This is a genomic window from Shewanella sp. MR-4, assembly GCF_000014685.1.
Lineage (GTDB): Bacteria > Pseudomonadota > Gammaproteobacteria > Enterobacterales > Shewanellaceae > Shewanella.
Window position 1 is genome coordinate 4,690,639 of sequence record NC_008321.1, and the last position, 15,649, is coordinate 4,706,287.

Annotated in this window: 17 protein-coding genes; 1 reads left to right on the plus strand and 16 read right to left on the minus strand. The window is 45.9% G+C overall.

The window, feature by feature from the left end; translation table 11 throughout:
• Positions 1 to 7: 7 nt before the first annotated feature.
• From atpA to mioC, 11 genes are all read right to left on the minus strand, one after another.
• Positions 8 to 1,549: a F0F1 ATP synthase subunit alpha gene (atpA, locus tag SHEWMR4_RS20490; protein ID WP_011624648.1), complete on the minus strand. Its 1,542-nt coding sequence runs from the start codon at positions 1,547 to 1,549 to the stop codon at positions 8 to 10.
• A 14-nt stretch (positions 1,550 to 1,563) separates the two neighbouring features.
• The gene (gene atpH / locus SHEWMR4_RS20495; protein WP_011624649.1) at positions 1,564 to 2,097 is read right to left on the minus strand and encodes a F0F1 ATP synthase subunit delta; all 534 of its coding nucleotides are present in this window, start codon (positions 2,095 to 2,097) and stop codon (positions 1,564 to 1,566) included.
• Between the two features lie 16 nt (positions 2,098 to 2,113).
• Positions 2,114 to 2,584 carry a F0F1 ATP synthase subunit B gene (gene atpF / locus SHEWMR4_RS20500; RefSeq protein ID WP_011624650.1) on the minus strand — a complete coding sequence of 157 codons (471 nt, stop codon included), beginning with the start codon at positions 2,582 to 2,584 and terminating at the stop codon, positions 2,114 to 2,116.
• A 38-nt stretch (positions 2,585 to 2,622) separates the two neighbouring features.
• Positions 2,623 to 2,874, minus strand: a complete 252-nt coding sequence (gene atpE / locus SHEWMR4_RS20505) for a F0F1 ATP synthase subunit C (RefSeq protein WP_006083840.1) — start codon at positions 2,872 to 2,874, stop codon at positions 2,623 to 2,625.
• Between the two features lie 70 nt (positions 2,875 to 2,944).
• The gene (atpB, locus tag SHEWMR4_RS20510; RefSeq protein WP_011624651.1) at positions 2,945 to 3,739 is read right to left on the minus strand and encodes a F0F1 ATP synthase subunit A; all 795 of its coding nucleotides are present in this window, start codon (positions 3,737 to 3,739) and stop codon (positions 2,945 to 2,947) included.
• Positions 3,740 to 3,751: 12 nt separating this feature from the next.
• Positions 3,752 to 4,135: an ATP synthase subunit I gene (locus tag SHEWMR4_RS20515; protein ID WP_011624652.1), complete on the minus strand. Its 384-nt coding sequence runs from the start codon at positions 4,133 to 4,135 to the stop codon at positions 3,752 to 3,754.
• Positions 4,136 to 4,360: 225 nt separating this feature from the next.
• Entirely contained in the window at positions 4,361 to 5,239 is an 879-nt protein-coding gene (locus tag SHEWMR4_RS20520) for a ParB/RepB/Spo0J family partition protein (protein WP_011624653.1), read from the minus strand.
• A gap of 9 nt (positions 5,240 to 5,248) precedes the next feature.
• Positions 5,249 to 6,037, minus strand: coding sequence for a ParA family protein (locus SHEWMR4_RS20525; RefSeq protein ID WP_011624654.1), 789 nt, complete (start codon positions 6,035 to 6,037; stop codon positions 5,249 to 5,251).
• Between the two features lie 74 nt (positions 6,038 to 6,111).
• Entirely contained in the window at positions 6,112 to 6,732 is a 621-nt protein-coding gene (gene rsmG / locus SHEWMR4_RS20530) for a 16S rRNA (guanine(527)-N(7))-methyltransferase RsmG (RefSeq protein ID WP_011624655.1), read from the minus strand.
• Between the two features lie 117 nt (positions 6,733 to 6,849).
• The gene (gene mnmG, locus SHEWMR4_RS20535; protein WP_011624656.1) at positions 6,850 to 8,739 is read right to left on the minus strand and encodes a tRNA uridine-5-carboxymethylaminomethyl(34) synthesis enzyme MnmG; all 1,890 of its coding nucleotides are present in this window, start codon (positions 8,737 to 8,739) and stop codon (positions 6,850 to 6,852) included.
• A gap of 440 nt (positions 8,740 to 9,179) precedes the next feature.
• Entirely contained in the window at positions 9,180 to 9,620 is a 441-nt protein-coding gene (mioC, locus tag SHEWMR4_RS20540) for an FMN-binding protein MioC (RefSeq protein ID WP_011624657.1), read from the minus strand.
• Between the two features lie 178 nt (positions 9,621 to 9,798).
• Between mioC and SHEWMR4_RS20545 the strand changes: the two genes are divergently transcribed.
• A complete protein-coding gene (locus tag SHEWMR4_RS20545; RefSeq protein WP_011624658.1) occupies positions 9,799 to 11,346 on the plus strand; it encodes a POT family MFS transporter in 1,548 nt (515 codons plus the stop codon).
• 105 nt (positions 11,347 to 11,451) lie between these two features.
• Here SHEWMR4_RS20545 and mnmE read toward each other — a convergent pair whose 3' ends face one another.
• The 5 genes from mnmE to rpmH all read right to left on the minus strand — a co-directional run bounded on the left by mnmE (position 11,452) and on the right by rpmH (position 15,282).
• A complete protein-coding gene (mnmE, locus tag SHEWMR4_RS20550) occupies positions 11,452 to 12,813 on the minus strand; it encodes a tRNA uridine-5-carboxymethylaminomethyl(34) synthesis GTPase MnmE (protein WP_011624659.1) in 1,362 nt (453 codons plus the stop codon).
• Between the two features lie 104 nt (positions 12,814 to 12,917).
• Complete coding sequence (gene yidC / locus SHEWMR4_RS20555; RefSeq protein ID WP_011624660.1) at positions 12,918 to 14,543, minus strand: membrane protein insertase YidC; 1,626 nt, start codon at positions 14,541 to 14,543, stop codon at positions 12,918 to 12,920.
• Positions 14,544 to 14,546: 3 nt separating this feature from the next.
• Positions 14,547 to 14,801 (minus strand): membrane protein insertion efficiency factor YidD, encoded by a 255-nt coding sequence (gene yidD, locus SHEWMR4_RS20560; protein ID WP_011624661.1) that lies wholly within the window; start codon positions 14,799 to 14,801, stop codon positions 14,547 to 14,549.
• Positions 14,768 to 15,124: a ribonuclease P protein component gene (gene rnpA / locus SHEWMR4_RS20565; RefSeq protein ID WP_007652336.1), complete on the minus strand. Its 357-nt coding sequence runs from the start codon at positions 15,122 to 15,124 to the stop codon at positions 14,768 to 14,770. Before rnpA ends, yidD begins: the two co-directional genes overlap by 34 nt.
• A gap of 20 nt (positions 15,125 to 15,144) precedes the next feature.
• Complete coding sequence (gene rpmH / locus SHEWMR4_RS20570) at positions 15,145 to 15,282, minus strand: 50S ribosomal protein L34 (RefSeq protein WP_006083827.1); 138 nt, start codon at positions 15,280 to 15,282, stop codon at positions 15,145 to 15,147.
• Positions 15,283 to 15,649: the final 367 nt, after the last annotated feature.

Consider the following 15,649-nt stretch of genomic DNA (forward strand, 5'->3'; position numbering starts at 1 on the left):
ATCATTGTTACCAGGTTTGGGTTGCTACGAACTTGTCGAGGCCAGCTTTTAATTCAGCTTCGATATCGGCGTTATAATCGCCAGTCTCGTTGATAAGCTTGATTAAAGCAGCATGCTCGCTGTTCATGTACGAGAGCAGAGCGGCTTCGAAATCACCAACTTTGTTCAGCTCAACGCCCTTCAGGTAACCTTTTTCAGCTGCGAAAATAGACACAGCTTGAGCGGCTACGCTCATAGGAGCATATTGTTTTTGCTTCATCAGTTCGGTAACACGCACACCATGCTCAAGTTGAGCACGAGTTGCATCGTCTAAGTCAGATGCAAACTGTGAGAACGCAGCAAGTTCACGATACTGTGCTAGAGCGGTACGGATACCACCAGACAGTTTCTTGATGATCTTAGTCTGAGCCGCACCACCAACACGAGAAACAGAAATACCTGGGTTAACCGCTGGACGTAAGCCAGAGTTAAACAGATCGGTCTCAAGGAAGATCTGACCGTCAGTAATAGAAATTACGTTGGTCGGTACGAATGCAGATACGTCACCCGCCTGAGTTTCAATAATAGGCAGCGCGGTTAAAGAACCGGTTTGACCTGTTACAGCACCCTTAGTGAACTTTTCTACATATTCTTCGTTTACGCGTGAAGCACGCTCTAATAAACGAGAGTGTAGATAGAATACGTCACCAGGATAAGCTTCACGGCCTGGTGGACGCTTCAGCAGTAACGAGATCTGACGGTAAGCAACTGCTTGCTTAGACAGGTCATCGTATACGATCAGAGCATCTTCACCGCGGTCGCGGAAGTATTCACCCATAGCACAACCAGAGTATGGTGCTAAGTATTGCAGTGCCGCAGCTTCAGAAGCTGTTGCTACTACAACGATAGTGTTAGCTAATGCACCGTGCTCTTCTAGCTTGCGTACTACGTTAGCAATAGTAGAAGCCTTTTGGCCTACAGCTACGTACACACATTTGATGCCAGAATCGCGCTGGTTGATGATTGCGTCGATCGCCATAGCTGTTTTACCAGTTTGACGGTCGCCAATGATCAATTCACGTTGGCCACGACCGATTGGGATCATAGCGTCAACGGCTTTATAACCAGTTTGAACTGGTTGATCTACTGACTTACGCTCGATAACACCTGGTGCGATCACTTCAACAGGAGAGAAACCATCGTTGTCGATAGCGCCTTTTCCGTCAATTGGCTCACCCAGAGTGTTAACTACACGGCCTAATAGGCCGCGACCGACTGGAACTTCCAGAATACGGCCAGTAGTTTTAACTTTTACGCCCTCTGCTAAATCAGCATAAGGACCCATTACTACGGCACCGACAGAATCACGTTCAAGGTTCAACGCGATTGCAAAACGGCTACCAGGCAGTTCGATCATTTCACCTTGCATCACATCGGCTAGGCCGTGGATGCGGATAATGCCGTCACTAACCGCAACGATAGTACCTTCGTTACGAGATTCGCTAACGACTTCGAACTGCTCGATCCGCTGCTTAATCAGATCGCTGATTTCAGTGGAATTCAGTTGCATGCTCAAACTCCCAATTACGACTGCAGCTTTTCAGACAGACGCGATAACTTACCGCGGACAGAGCCATCAATGACTAAGTCACCTGCCTTAATAATTACACCGGCGATGAGCGCGGCGTCAGTGCTGCAATTCAGCTTAACTTTGCGTGCGAGACGTTTCTCTAAAGAAATACTGATCTGCTGCTTTTGTTCAGAGCTGAGCTCAGCTGCAGAAACCACATCGGCTTCCACTTCTTTTGCCCACTCATTACGGTATTGAGCAAAAAGCTCAGATACAGCAGGTAGTACCTTTAAGCGACCGTTTTCAGCCATTACCTTTATCAAGTTCTGACCTTGCTCATTGATTTGCTCACCACACACACTAATAAAGAGTGCGGCAAGTTTTGTACTAGCTAAAGAGCCAGTTAGCAGTGGCTGCATGGTTTCGTTTTCACTAACCAGTGCGGCAAACGTGAGCATTTCTGCCCAGGTATCCACTGCATTATGTTCAACAGCAACGTCAAAAGCTGCCTTTGCGTAAGGGCGAGCGATGGTGGTTAATTCAGCCATAACTCAAACTCCCTTATCAAATTTCAGCGACTAGTTTATTAACTATGTCACTGTGGGCGGCTGGATCAATAGAACGCTCAAGGATCTTCTCAGCACCCATGATGGCAAGAGTAGCAACCTGCTTACGCAGATCCTCTTTCACGCGATTACGTTCAGCTTCAATTTCTGCTTTACCCTGAGCGATGATTTTTGCACGCTCAGCGTCTGCTTCGGCTTTAGCTTCTTCAACTATTTGAGCTTTACGCTTGTTAGCTTGCTCAATAATTTCGTTAGCAGTCACCTTGGCTTCTTTTAGTTGGTCAGTCGCTTTCGCTTGAGCCAACTCCAGGTCTTTTACCGCACGATCAGCATCAGCTAGACCGTCAGCAATCCTTTTTTGGCGCGCTTCGATGGCATTCATCAAAGGGGGCCATACAAACTTCATGCAGAACCACACGAAGATGATAAAGGCGACCGTCTGACCGATTAGGGTAGCGTTGAAATTCACAACAGCCTCCTATTTAGAGTTAAGACAGAAGCGTTTTCTTACAGCATTGCACCCAGTGGGTTGGTGAACAGCATGAATAATGCGATACCAACACCGATCATTGTTACGGCGTCTAACAGACCCGCTACGATGAACATTTTAACTTGCAGCATAGGAGCCATTTCTGGTTGACGCGCAGCGCCTTCCAGGAACTTGCCACCTAATAAGCCGAAACCGATTGCAGTACCAAGAGCACCCATACCAATCAGCAGAGCAACAGCGATAGCTGTCATGCCTAAAATCGTTTCCATCTGTATCTCCAGTATCTAAAATCTAAATCTAATTAGTTGATGATTTAGTTTAAAATTTCTTCAGCAATCCTTAATGATCTTCATGTGCCATGCTTAAGTAAACAATGGTCAACATCATGAAGATAAACGCCTGCAGCGTGATAACCAAAATGTGGAAAATTAACCAACCTAGTTGCAGAGTCACACCTAGGGAAGATAATAACAAGTTGGTACCATACATCAGCGCAATAAGGATGAAGATCAACTCACCTGCGTACAAGTTACCGAATAGACGCAATGCCAATGAAATTGGTTTAGCGATTAAGGTAACAGTCTCTAATAGGAGGTTGACGGGTATCATTGCCTTATGGTTAAAGGGCTGTAGCGTCAGTTCTTTAACAAAACCAGACACGCCTTTGACCTTAATGCTGTAGTAAATAATCAGCACAAACACACCAATAGCTAAGCTGAAGGTGATGTTTACATCAGTCGTCGGAACCACTTTTAAGTATGGAACGCCCGCTAAACTTGCTAACCAAGGCAGCCAGTCTACAGGGAGCATATCCATGAAGTTCATCATGAATACCCATACAAAAATGGTCAGAGCTAAAGGCGCGATCAGGGCATTGCGGCCATGAAAACTTTCTTTCACGCTGTTATCAACGAACTCAACGATCATCTCGATAAAGCATTGCAGCTTACCGGGAACACCTGAAGTCGCTTTTTTACCAACACTACGGAAAATCCACAGGAACAGAACACCAAGACCAACCGAAAAGAACAACGAATCAATGTGCCATGTCCAGAAACCTTCACCAACGTGTAAGTTGGTAAGGTGATGCTGGATATAGCCCTGCGGTGTTAACGCTTCACCAGTTGCAGCCATGATTCATCCCACTTAACTTTGCTTGAAGTATAAAGGTGCTGTCCAATGCACTATCAACGTCAGCACATAACAAACAAAAAGCGGCATAAATGCCACCTCAAGCTTGCTAAACACCAATGAAAACATTGCGATGGTTAACAGCAACTTTACCGCTTCCCCCCAGTAAAAAGTTTTAATCACTTTTGCAGCTGAACTTGCTCCCGTATGAGAGAAAGCGAGGGTCGCGAATACAAAATTAGGGAGCACAGCAATTGAACCACCTGCTAACGCAGAATAGCCAAACTGAACTCCCCACACGACGAAAAAGAGAATTGAAGCACCCCCAGCCACCGCCGCCTGCATCATCACCAATTTATAGGCTGACCACCGGCCACGACGCGCTAAAACCTTACTCAACTCATCCTCTCCGCATTCATACTTTTTGTTTCGATGACCGGATGACAAATATCCGTATTTTTGTCGATGCACAAAAAGCTTGCGAAAGTATACCTTTTCACGCCTTCATTGCAACTTTGAGATAAGGAAAAACAGCACTTTTAACGTGATATAGCGCCAAAACAGTCAAAATCCAAAATTAACATATGTCACAAATTTACATTAAAAACTGTTAATCTACAGACATTAACGAATTTTGCTAAGAATTCCGTCTAATTCAGCCAGATTCTGATAGTTAATTACAATTTTACCCTTACCCTTACTGCTATGAGCGATCGAAACCTTAGCACCTAATCTTTCAATTAACTGCTGCTCTAAACGACAAACATCTTGATCTTTAGTCGTAGTTTCGACGGGTTTGGACGGATTTAAGGTTTGGTTAATCAATCGTTCAGTTTCGCGAACGGTTAATTCCTTGGCAGCCACTAATCTCGCCAGATTTGTTTGTTCTTCACCCTCAATTGCGAGTAAAGCGCGTGCATGGCCCATATCAATGTCGCCATACTCGAGTAGACGCTTAACTGGTTCATTTAAACCATTTAACCGTAACAAGTTAGATACACTCGCACGAGATTTTCCCACAACATCGGCGACCTGTTGGTGAGTCAGCTCAAATTCTTGCATCAAACGTTGTAATGCAATGGCTTCTTCCATGGCATTTAAGTCTTCACGTTGGATGTTTTCAATCAAGGCAATGGCAACCGCCGCTTCATCGGGTACAGGCTTGACGATACAAGGGATTTTTTCAATGCCCGCTAATTGGGAAGCACGCCAACGGCGTTCACCCGCGATAATCTCGTACTGGCTATCGCTGACAGGCCGCACCACAATCGGCTGGATAATGCCTTGGTTGCGGATGGAATGGGCGAGTTCTTCCAATGCCTCGGGAGACATGTCCTTACGAGGTTGGTATTTACCTGGTTGTAACAGGTCGAGATCCAGATGGATAAGTTCTTCTTTTTTATCGACAACGACCACTTCTTCCGTGTGTTTTTTACTCGCGGCGTGGCTGTTACTCAGTAAAGCATCTAAGCCTTTACCTAACCCTCTTTTCTTTAACGTCATGGTTATCCTTTACGCTCGCTTAGCCTGAGTTTTCTGTTCGGAACGGCGGATCATCTCGCCAGCCAGCGCCAAATAAGCCTTAGCCCCCGCGCTCGATTTATCGTAGTACATGGCGGGAGCGCCAAAGCTTGGCGCCTCGGCCAAACGCACGTTACGCGGGATCACAGTGCGATAAACCTTATCGCCAAAGTGTTGTTTTAGCTGATCGGACACATCATTTGACAGGCGATTACGCGGATCGTACATAGTGCGTAGAATCCCTTCGATACCCAAACCAGGGTTAACCACAGCCGCCAATTTAGTGATGGTATCGATCAAAGCGGTTAAACCTTCAAGCGCGAAATACTCACACTGCATTGGCACCAGTACTGAGTCGGCCGCCGACATGGCATTGACCGTCAGCATATTGAGCGAAGGAGGACAGTCGATAAAGATATAATCATATTGATCTTTTATCGGTGCGAGCGCATTACGTAAACGCACTTCTCGAGCAAAAAACTCCATGAGTTTGATTTCTGCCGCGGTCACATCACCGTTACTGGCGATTAGATCATATTTTCCCGTGGTATCTTTGACCACGATGTCATCGAAAGGCTTTTCTTCAACCAGCAATTCGTAAGCCGTATTCTCGACTTCGTATTTATCGACACCACTGCCCATGGTGGCATTGCCCTGAGGATCGAGATCGATCAGCAGCACTTTACGCTTAGTCGCGGCTAAAGAGGCGGCTAAGTTGACACAAGTTGTTGTTTTCCCTACGCCACCTTTCTGGTTGGCCACGGCAATTACTTTACCCACAATGTCACCCTGTATGTAAATTCTGGTTTATTGCCTACTTAAAAATCCATGCGAAATGAGGAGCTTTAAGCCTGTTATTCTTTGATTATTTTGAGTAAATGTCTTTGCTCATCGAGTCTAGGCACTTTGAGTTCGATGGTTTCGGTCACCACAAATCCAGCGGGGATTTGTTGCATCTCTTCATCACTCAGTTGTCCCTTGAGCGCATAAAATTGTCCATGCTCGGCAGGCAAGTGATGGCACCATGTCAACATATCATGGATTGAGGCAAAGGCGCGGCTCAGCACTCCATCGAACTTTTGCTCGGGTTGATAGGCCTCGACTCGGCTCTCTATCGAACTAATATTGTGGATCCCGAGTTCAAAGGCCACTTGCTTTTGAAAGCGGATACGCTTGCCTAAGCTATCGAGCAGCACAAAGGTCTTATCAGGATTCATAATCGCTAAAGGAATGCCGGGCAGCCCAGGTCCAGTACCCACATCGATAAAGCGCTCGCCCTGCAAATGGGGCGACACCACTAAGCTGTCCATAATATGGCGGACAAGCATCGCCTCAGGATCTCTTACCGAGGTTAAGTTATAAGCTTTATTCCATTTGTTGAGCATGCCAACAAAATCAAGCAGTTGTTTTTTCTGCTCAGCCGTGGCGGGCAGATTAATTTCGGCTAAATAGGCCTCTAACTGGGCAGATAACACTGAACAACCTCAATAAAGATACGATTATAAACTCGCTGGCTATTATGAAGCTCTGAAACGTCGAAGGGAAGCCTGAATGCTTCCCTTCTGCGACCAAACTGGCGATTAAGCTAGCTTTTACGCACTCTTGCGTAATAAACCGCGTTTTTTCAGATGCACTAGCAGAATTGAAATCGCTGCCGGAGTAATACCTGAGATACGCGATGCTTGGCCAATGGTTTCGGGCTTATGGCTATTTAACTTAGCAATAACCTCGTTTGAAAGCCCAGGAACCTCTTTGTAATCAAGGTTCAATGGCAAACCTGTGTTCTCATTACGAACCGCTTTGTTGATCTCTTCCTGCTGACGTTGGATATAGCCAGAGTACTTCACCTGGATCTGTACTTGCTCGGCAGCGAGTGGATCGGCAAGACCTGGACCAAAGCCTTCAATCTGCATCAGCTTGCTGTAATCCATTTCTGGACGACGCAGCAACTCTTCAAACGACGCTTCACGGGAGATCGGCGTGTTTAAATGCGGATTTAACACTGGCACTAAAGGTGAATTTGGATGGATCCATTGGCTACGTAGACGTTGCAGTTCTAACTCGATCGATTCCAGTTTTTCACTGAAAGAGGCCCAACGCGCATCATCCACCAGACCCAGTTCACGACCTTTTGCCGTTAAGCGCAGATCGGCGTTGTCTTCACGCAGCAGTAGGCGGTATTCGGCGCGGCTGGTAAACATACGGTAGGGCTCTTTGGTGCCTAAGGTTGATAAATCGTCAACCAATACGCCGATATAAGCTTCATCACGGCGAGGGCACCAAGCTTCTTTGCCTTGAACCTGCAGCGCAGCGTTCATCCCAGCGAGTAAACCTTGAGCACCGGCTTCTTCATACCCCGTAGTACCGTTGATTTGGCCCGCGAAGAACAAACCATTGATCGTTTTGGTTTCTAACGAATTTTTAAGATCCCTTGGATCAAAATAATCGTACTCAATAGCATAACCAGGGCGAACAATCTCAGCATTTTCCATGCCTTGGATCGAACGAACCAGATTTAACTGCACATCGAAGGGCAAGCTGGTGGAGATGCCGTTAGGGTAGATCTCGTTAGTATTTAATCCTTCGGGTTCGATAAAGATCTGGTGTGATGATTTATCTGAAAAACGATGGATCTTGTCTTCGATAGAAGGGCAGTAACGTGGACCAATCCCCTCGATCACGCCTGAATACATAGGGCTGCGATCTAAGCCACCACGAATAATATCGTGAGTCTTTTCATTGGTGTGTGTAATCCAACATGAAATTTGTTTCGGGTGATGACTCACATCACCCATAAATGACATCACAGGTAATGGCGTATCGCCTTTCTGCTCTGTCATTTGGGTAAAATCAATGGTATTGGCGTCGATACGGGGTGGTGTACCCGTTTTTAAACGGCCAACACGGATTGGCAACTCGCGTAAGCGATGGGCGAGTGCGATTGATGGTGGATCGCCAGCACGACCGCCACTGTAATTTTCTAAACCAATATGGATTTTACCACTGAGGAAAGTCCCCGCGGTTAATACCACGGCTGGAGCTTCGAAGGCTAAGCCCATTTGGGTAATCACACCTACAACGCGGTCATTCTCAACAACTAGATCATCAACTGCCTGTTGAAAAATGCGTAAGTTGGGTTGGTTTTGCAGAATATTTTGGATCTTCTGACGGTACAGAGCGCGATCGGCCTGAGCACGAGTCGCTCTTACCGCTGGACCTTTACTCGAGTTTAGGGTTCTAAATTGGATCCCTGCGTAGTCGGTTGCGATCGCCATTGCACCGCCTAATGCATCGATTTCTTTTACCAAATGACCTTTGCCAATACCACCGATTGCTGGGTTGCATGACATTTGTCCTAGAGTATCAAGATTGTGCGTCAGCAATAATGTTTTAGAGCCCATTCTTGCTGCAGCCAATGCGGCTTCAGTTCCGGCATGACCACCACCTACAACAATAACATCAAACCGTTCATGAAAATGCATGACCCTACCTTTAGTAACTTAAGAGACCCAACGTGAGCCGATCATTTTAGCATTTGCTTTGAATGAGGTGAATGATCATTTTTAGAAAATGGATCCATTGGATCGGGACTAATAGATCTTAAGATCTTTATATAGATCTTCTTATTATGTTTACTATTAGGATCGCACTTTCCTGTGGGTAAGGCTATTTCCTTATTTATATCAATAGCTAACTAACTTTCATTCTTGTGATCTAGAGGCGATCTACTGCAATAAAAGGTGGGGATAGATCCGCTATTTATCCACAGGGTGGATCTTTGAGCGGATCAGGTTGTGAATAGCACAGAGGTTGATCAGATCTAAATAATAGTTTATCCACAAAAATATACATTAAAGTAGCTTTTTGTGGATAAATAAGATCTAAACTGTGGGTTGTTTGGGATGTTTTCCAAGAGAGGATCTTAAATTTGATCTTGCCATTGTGCCAACCAGGCTAAAGCTGGGTCTTCTGGCACTGGATCCTGTTGTACATCGATCTGGATCTTATCCACAATGACTTTTGCACCACTGTATTCGAGCGCTTCAATTAATTTTTCAGGGCCTTGGCAAAAGGTGTCATAACTCGAATCGCCAATTGCACATAGGGCGAATTGGACTTGGGTAAGATCTGGTGTGTTTAGCAGCAGTTCTTTACAAAATGGCTGTAAATTGTCGGGTAGATCACCGGCTCCGTGAGTCGATGAGACGATGATCCAAAGGGAATAAGGTTGCAGATCATCCAAAGTTGGGCTCAAAAAGGTATCGACTTCATGTCCTAAAGGCGTGAGTTGAGCCTGCATTTCATCCGCAATATATTCACTGCTGCCGAGGGTGGTACCGACTAATATCGCAATCTTGGTCATTGTTACTGCTCTCTGTGGTCGTTAATTTCTATCATTTTTGGGGCTTACATCTAGTTACAGTGTTTTGCTGTATAAATTTACTCACTATTGATTTGCAGTCTGCTAGTATCCTTGACTGCAATCTTAGTTTTATCGCGATCAAAGTAAATTTTATATAACAATTATAATAGGATAACTGATGACTACTCCTGCAGATGCGCCAAAGTGGCCACGCCAAATACCCTATATTATCGCCAGCGAAGCCTGTGAACGTTTTAGCTTTTATGGCATGCGCAACATTCTAACACCATTCTTGATGACGGCACTTTTGCTCTCTATTCCCGAAGATCTTCGCGGGGCTGTGGCAAAGGATGTATTCCATTCGTTTGTGATTGGGGTGTATTTTTTCCCCTTACTCGGTGGTTGGATCGCAGATAGATTCTTTGGTAAGTACAACACTATTTTGTGGTTAAGCTTACTCTATTGTGTGGGCCATGCATTCTTGGCGATTTTTGAGCACAGCGTGCAAGGCTTTTATACCGGTTTATTCTTAATTGCCTTAGGTTCGGGCGGGATTAAGCCTTTAGTTTCTTCCTTTATGGGCGATCAGTTTGATCAGAGCAACAAGTCTTTGGCGCAAAAAGCCTTCGATATGTTCTATTTTACGATCAACTTCGGTTCCTTCTTCGCATCATTGTCTATGCCATTGTTACTCAAGAATTTTGGCGCAGCAGTGGCTTTCGGGATCCCCGGTGTGTTGATGTTTATCGCTACAGTGTTTTTCTGGTTAGGCCGTAAACGTTATGTGCATATGCCGCCAGAGCCTAAAGATCCCCATGGATTTTTACCCGTGATCCGTAGCGCTTTGCTGACTAAGATCGAAGGCAAGGCCAATATAGGTTTAGTGTTAGCCTTAATTGGTGGTGTTTCTGCCGCTTATGCGTTGGTGAATATTCCGACCCTAGGTATTGTGGCCGGTTTGTGTAGCGCTATGGTGCTGCTGATGGGATTTGTAGGCCTTGGGGCGTCATTACAGCTTGAGCGCGCGCGAGGGATTCATCCTGATGCGGCCGTGGATGGTGTGCGTTCAGTGTTGCGTATTTTGGTGTTGTTCGCCTTAGTGACGCCATTTTGGTCCTTGTTCGATCAAAAAGCTTCTACATGGATTTTGCAGGCTAACGATATGGTCAAACCCTCGTGGTTTGAACCTGCCATGATGCAGGCATTAAATCCGCTGTTAGTGATGCTGTTGATCCCATTCAATAACTTCGTTTTATATCCTGCGATTGAGCGTATGGGCGTGAAATTAACTGCGCTGCGTAAAATGGGGGCGGGGATAGCGATTACTGGCTTAAGCTGGATTGTAGTTGGGACGATTCAGTTGATGATGGATGGTGGCTCGTCGCTGTCTATCTTCTGGCAGATCTTACCCTACGCCTTACTGACCTTTGGTGAAGTATTAGTTTCGGCGACGGGTTTAGAATTTGCCTACAGCCAAGCACCTAAGGCGATGAAGGGCACTATTATGAGTTTTTGGACCTTATCGGTTACCGTCGGTAACCTTTGGGTATTGCTGGCCAATGTGAGCGTAAAAAGCCCAGCTGTGACGGAACAAATTGTTCAAACCGGTATGAGTGTGACGGCATTCCAAATGTTCTTCTTCGCGGGATTTGCGATTTTGGCAGCGGTCATCTTCGCGCTCTATGCTAGGTCTTATCAAATGCAGGACCATTATCGCCAAGTCTAGATTAACTGTTTCAGACAAAGCATTTCTAAATAAAAAAAATCAGCCCCTAAGCGAACTTAGTGGGCTGATTTTTTATGAATCGTTTAACTAACCGCTAAAACGAAATTATTTGCCGATACAGAATGAGCTGAAAATTTTGCCCAGTAGATCGTCTGAGGTGAAGCGGCCTGTGATTTCGGACAGGGCTAATTGCGCCATTCTCAGTTCTTCCGCTAACAGTTCACCTGCGAGGTAAATCTCTAATTGTTCTTTACCGAGTTGAAGATGGCTTGCGGCAACATCCAATGCTTCGAGGTGACGACGACGGGCGATAAAGCCACCTTCGAGATTACTCTGATAACCCATCAAGGATTTAAGGTGTTGTTTTAATTCCTCGACGCCCAGACCGGTTTTAGCCGAGATCCGATACACGCTGTAACCTTTTTCTTCGGTCATAGCGAGGTTCTCACCGGTGAGATCGGCTTTGTTGCGGACAACTGTCACGCCTAAATTAGCGGGGAGACGATCAATAAAATCGGGCCAAATATCGTGGGGATCGACCGCATCCGTAGTGGTGCCATCGACCATAAACAACACGCGATCGGCGCTGTTGATTTCGTTCCACGCCCGCTCGATACCGATTTGTTCAACCGTATCTGTGGTGTCACGCAGGCCTGCGGTGTCGATAATATGCAGTGGCATACCATCTAAATGGATATGCTCACGCAATACGTCGCGGGTGGTACCTGCAATTTCGGTCACAATCGCCGACTCTTTACCGGCGAGCGCATTAAGCAGACTGGATTTTCCTGCATTGGGGCGACCGGCAATCACCACTTTCATACCTTCGCGGATAATCGAGCCTTGCTTGGCACTGGCTTGGACGACGCTGAGTTTGTCGATGATTTTATAGAGTGCGTTGGCAATTTTGCCATCACTTAAAAAGTCGACTTCTTCATCGGGGAAATCAATCGCGGCTTCGACGTATAAACGCAGATGGGTGACTTGATCCACTAGCTCATGAACTTCCTTCGAAAACTCACCTTGCAGTGATTGCAGCGCGCTTTTAGCGGCTTGCTCACTGGTGGCATCGATAAGGTCGGCAATCGCTTCGGCTTGGGTTAAGTCCAGCTTATCGTTCATAAAGGCTTGTTCGCTAAACTCGCCTGGTTTGGCGATACGAATGCCTTCGACTTCTAATACGCGCTTGATCAGCATATCGAGGACGATTTGACCACCGTGGCCCTGCAGCTCTAATACATCTTCACCAGTGAAGGAATTAGGGCCTTTAAAAAACAGGGCGATACCTTGGTCTATCACTTGGCCTGAGGCATTTTTAAAGTCGCAGTAATCGGCGTAACGGGGTTTAGGTAAATGACCCAATACGGCCATGGCCACATCGGTTGCCTTATCACCAGAGATACGAATGATACCCACGCCGCCCCGTCCGGGCGCGGTGGCCTGTGCCACGATAGTGTCAGTTGTCACGGAAATACCCATTAATATCGATCAAATCATCTAAAGGAAAAGGCGGCTCATTAAGCCGCCTTTTTGTATATGCTGAGCCGTTAGCTCTTATCTAGCGCTTGGGCTTATTTTAAGCCTTTTTTCTCTAGACCTGCATAAATAATCTTCTGCTGGATGATGGCAACAATGTTACCCACTAACCAGTACAGTACTAGACCCGATGGGAACCACAGGAAGAATACGGTAAAGATCACAGGCATCCATTGCATCATCTTCACTTGCATTGGGTCCATAGTCGGTGCGATGGGTTGCATTTTTTGCATCACAAACATAGACGCACCCATCAGCAGCGGCAGAATGTAGTATGGATCTTGTACAGATAAGTCGTGGATCCATAACATAAATGGCGCGTGACGCAGCTCGAAGCTTTCTAACAATACCCAGTACAAGGCAATGAAGATTGGCATCTGTAGCAGGATAGGTAAACAGCCACCCATAGGGTTCACTTTTTCCTTCTTGTACAGTTCCATCATGGCTTGACCCATCTTTTGACGGTCATCGCCGAAGCGTTCTTTCAAATCCTGCAGTTTTGGCTGTAGGTTACGCATCTTCGCCATTGAGGTGTACTGCGCTTTAGTCAGCGGGAACAGTAAACCACGAACGGTTAAGGTGATCAGGATAATCGCCACACCCCAGTTACCCACAAATGATTGATAGAACATCAATAACCAGTGGATTGGAACGGCTAACCACCAAAGGAAACCGTAATCAACAACCAGGTTTAAGGTATCAGATAACGCAGATAGCGCTTTTTGATCCTTAGGACCAACATAAAACTGTGAGCTAATTTCTTGAGTTGCACCTGGTGCAATATCATATACCGCGCCACGGAAACCAATGTTAGCTAAACCGCCAGCACTTACACTCGAGAAAATGGTGTTGCTATCGGTTGCTGGTGGAATCCAAGCCGATACGAAGTAATGTTGCAGCATTGCCGCCCAACCACCGAGAGTCGGTTGATTGAGGTTGCTCTTGCTCATATCTTCAAACTTGTACTTTTCGTAACGTACATCTTGAGTCGAGAACGCTGCGCCACGGTAAGTTGGCATCATCATGCTGCTTTCAGATGGCTTGATGGTCTGTTTAATCTGACCGTACATCTGAACTTGCAATGGAGCAGCTGAGGTGTTGTTGATTTTGTAATCGATATCAACGTTAAACTTGCCACGATGGAAAACAAACACTTTTGTGTAAGTCACACCGTTATCAGCCACATAGGTCAATGGTACTTCTAAGGTGTCTTGGCCATCGGCTAAGGTAAATTCAGTTTTGCTGGCAGCAAATGCGGCACGACCTTTAGCACTGCTATCGATACCATCACGGCCAATCAGGCCACTCTGAGCGATATAGGTGAAATCTTTGGTTTGCTCTAGCAAAACAAATGGCTGGTCTTTACCCTGTTCCAATTTATGTGAAACCAGAGCTGCAAAAACGATGTCACCACCCACAGGGTTGATTTGTACATCGAGCTGATCAGTCTTAACAGTGATCAGATTTTGCGTTGCCGTCATTGCGGCTGGCACACCTGTATCTGCTTCTGGAACATCAGCACTGTGATTAGTGGTCGCATTCGCCACTACAGACGATTCGGTTGCAACGGGTTTTGGAGCTTTGTCTGCTTGCCACTGTTGCCACAGCAAAAAGCTGACAAACAGTAGTCCTATTAGCAATATATTGCGTTGAGATTCCATAGCCTATTTATTACACCTGTCATTTTTAGGGGGGACGGGATCACTACCGCCGGGATGCAAAGGGTGACATTTTAATATGCGTTTCAATGCAAACCAACAACCTTTCGCGGTTCCGTGCACTTTTATTGCCTCAATGGCGTAATGAGAGCATGTGGGATTGAAACGACATCGAGGCCCTAAGAGGGGGCTGATGAAGATTTGATAGCCACGAATGAACGTGGTTGCTAGCCATTGTAGCGGCGACTGAGTTTGCGCCATAGCTTTTCTATCAACTTGTTGATCTCTGCGTTTTCCATTTCCATCACCCCATTTCTGACCAGCACAACAATATCAAGGTGAGGGATGTCGTGTTGATTGAGGCGGAAACTATCTCTGATAACTCGCTTAATGCGATTGCGCTGATTGGCGCGTTTTACATAGCGTTTAGCTACAGTAAGACCCAAACGCGGATGTTGTTCCGAATTAGGAATAGCAAGCAAGGTGATTTCAGCAGAAGATGCTTTGATGGGATTGGAGAATACAGATTTAAATTGCGCGGGAGTTAGCAAGCGTAACTCCCGCGTAAAGGTATAGCTAGTCAACTAGTTACCTACTTAACTTATTAAGCAGATAAACGAGCGCGACCTTTCGCACGACGACGTGCAAGCACCTTACGGCCGCCTACAGTAGCCATACGAGCGCGGAAGCCGTGAGAACGCTTGCGCTTCAGGTTGCTAGGTTGAAAAGTACGTTTACTCATGATGGCAATCCGTCTTTGTTATAAGTGAACATATCCTTATCTCTGGTGACAGAGGTAAGGGTAAAAAAGAGGCCGAATTGTAATCACTTTACTTGTCCCCGTCAACAACGAAAGTCAGTAAGTGGGTTATTTCTGCCCGTGTATCCTTTGATCCATTTTCCGCATACACCAGAAGATGTGGATAACTCTGTGTATTGACACTACATGTAGTAGTGAAGGGGATCTATCGAGAGATCAAAGGGGCGCCATTATAGATCAATGTGGATCGCTTAATAAAGCGGGATTTGCCCTATTTGTTGAATAAAAGGATCGAATTTGATCTTTGATGATCGGGGATATCTCCATAGAATGATCTAGTTGGGGATAA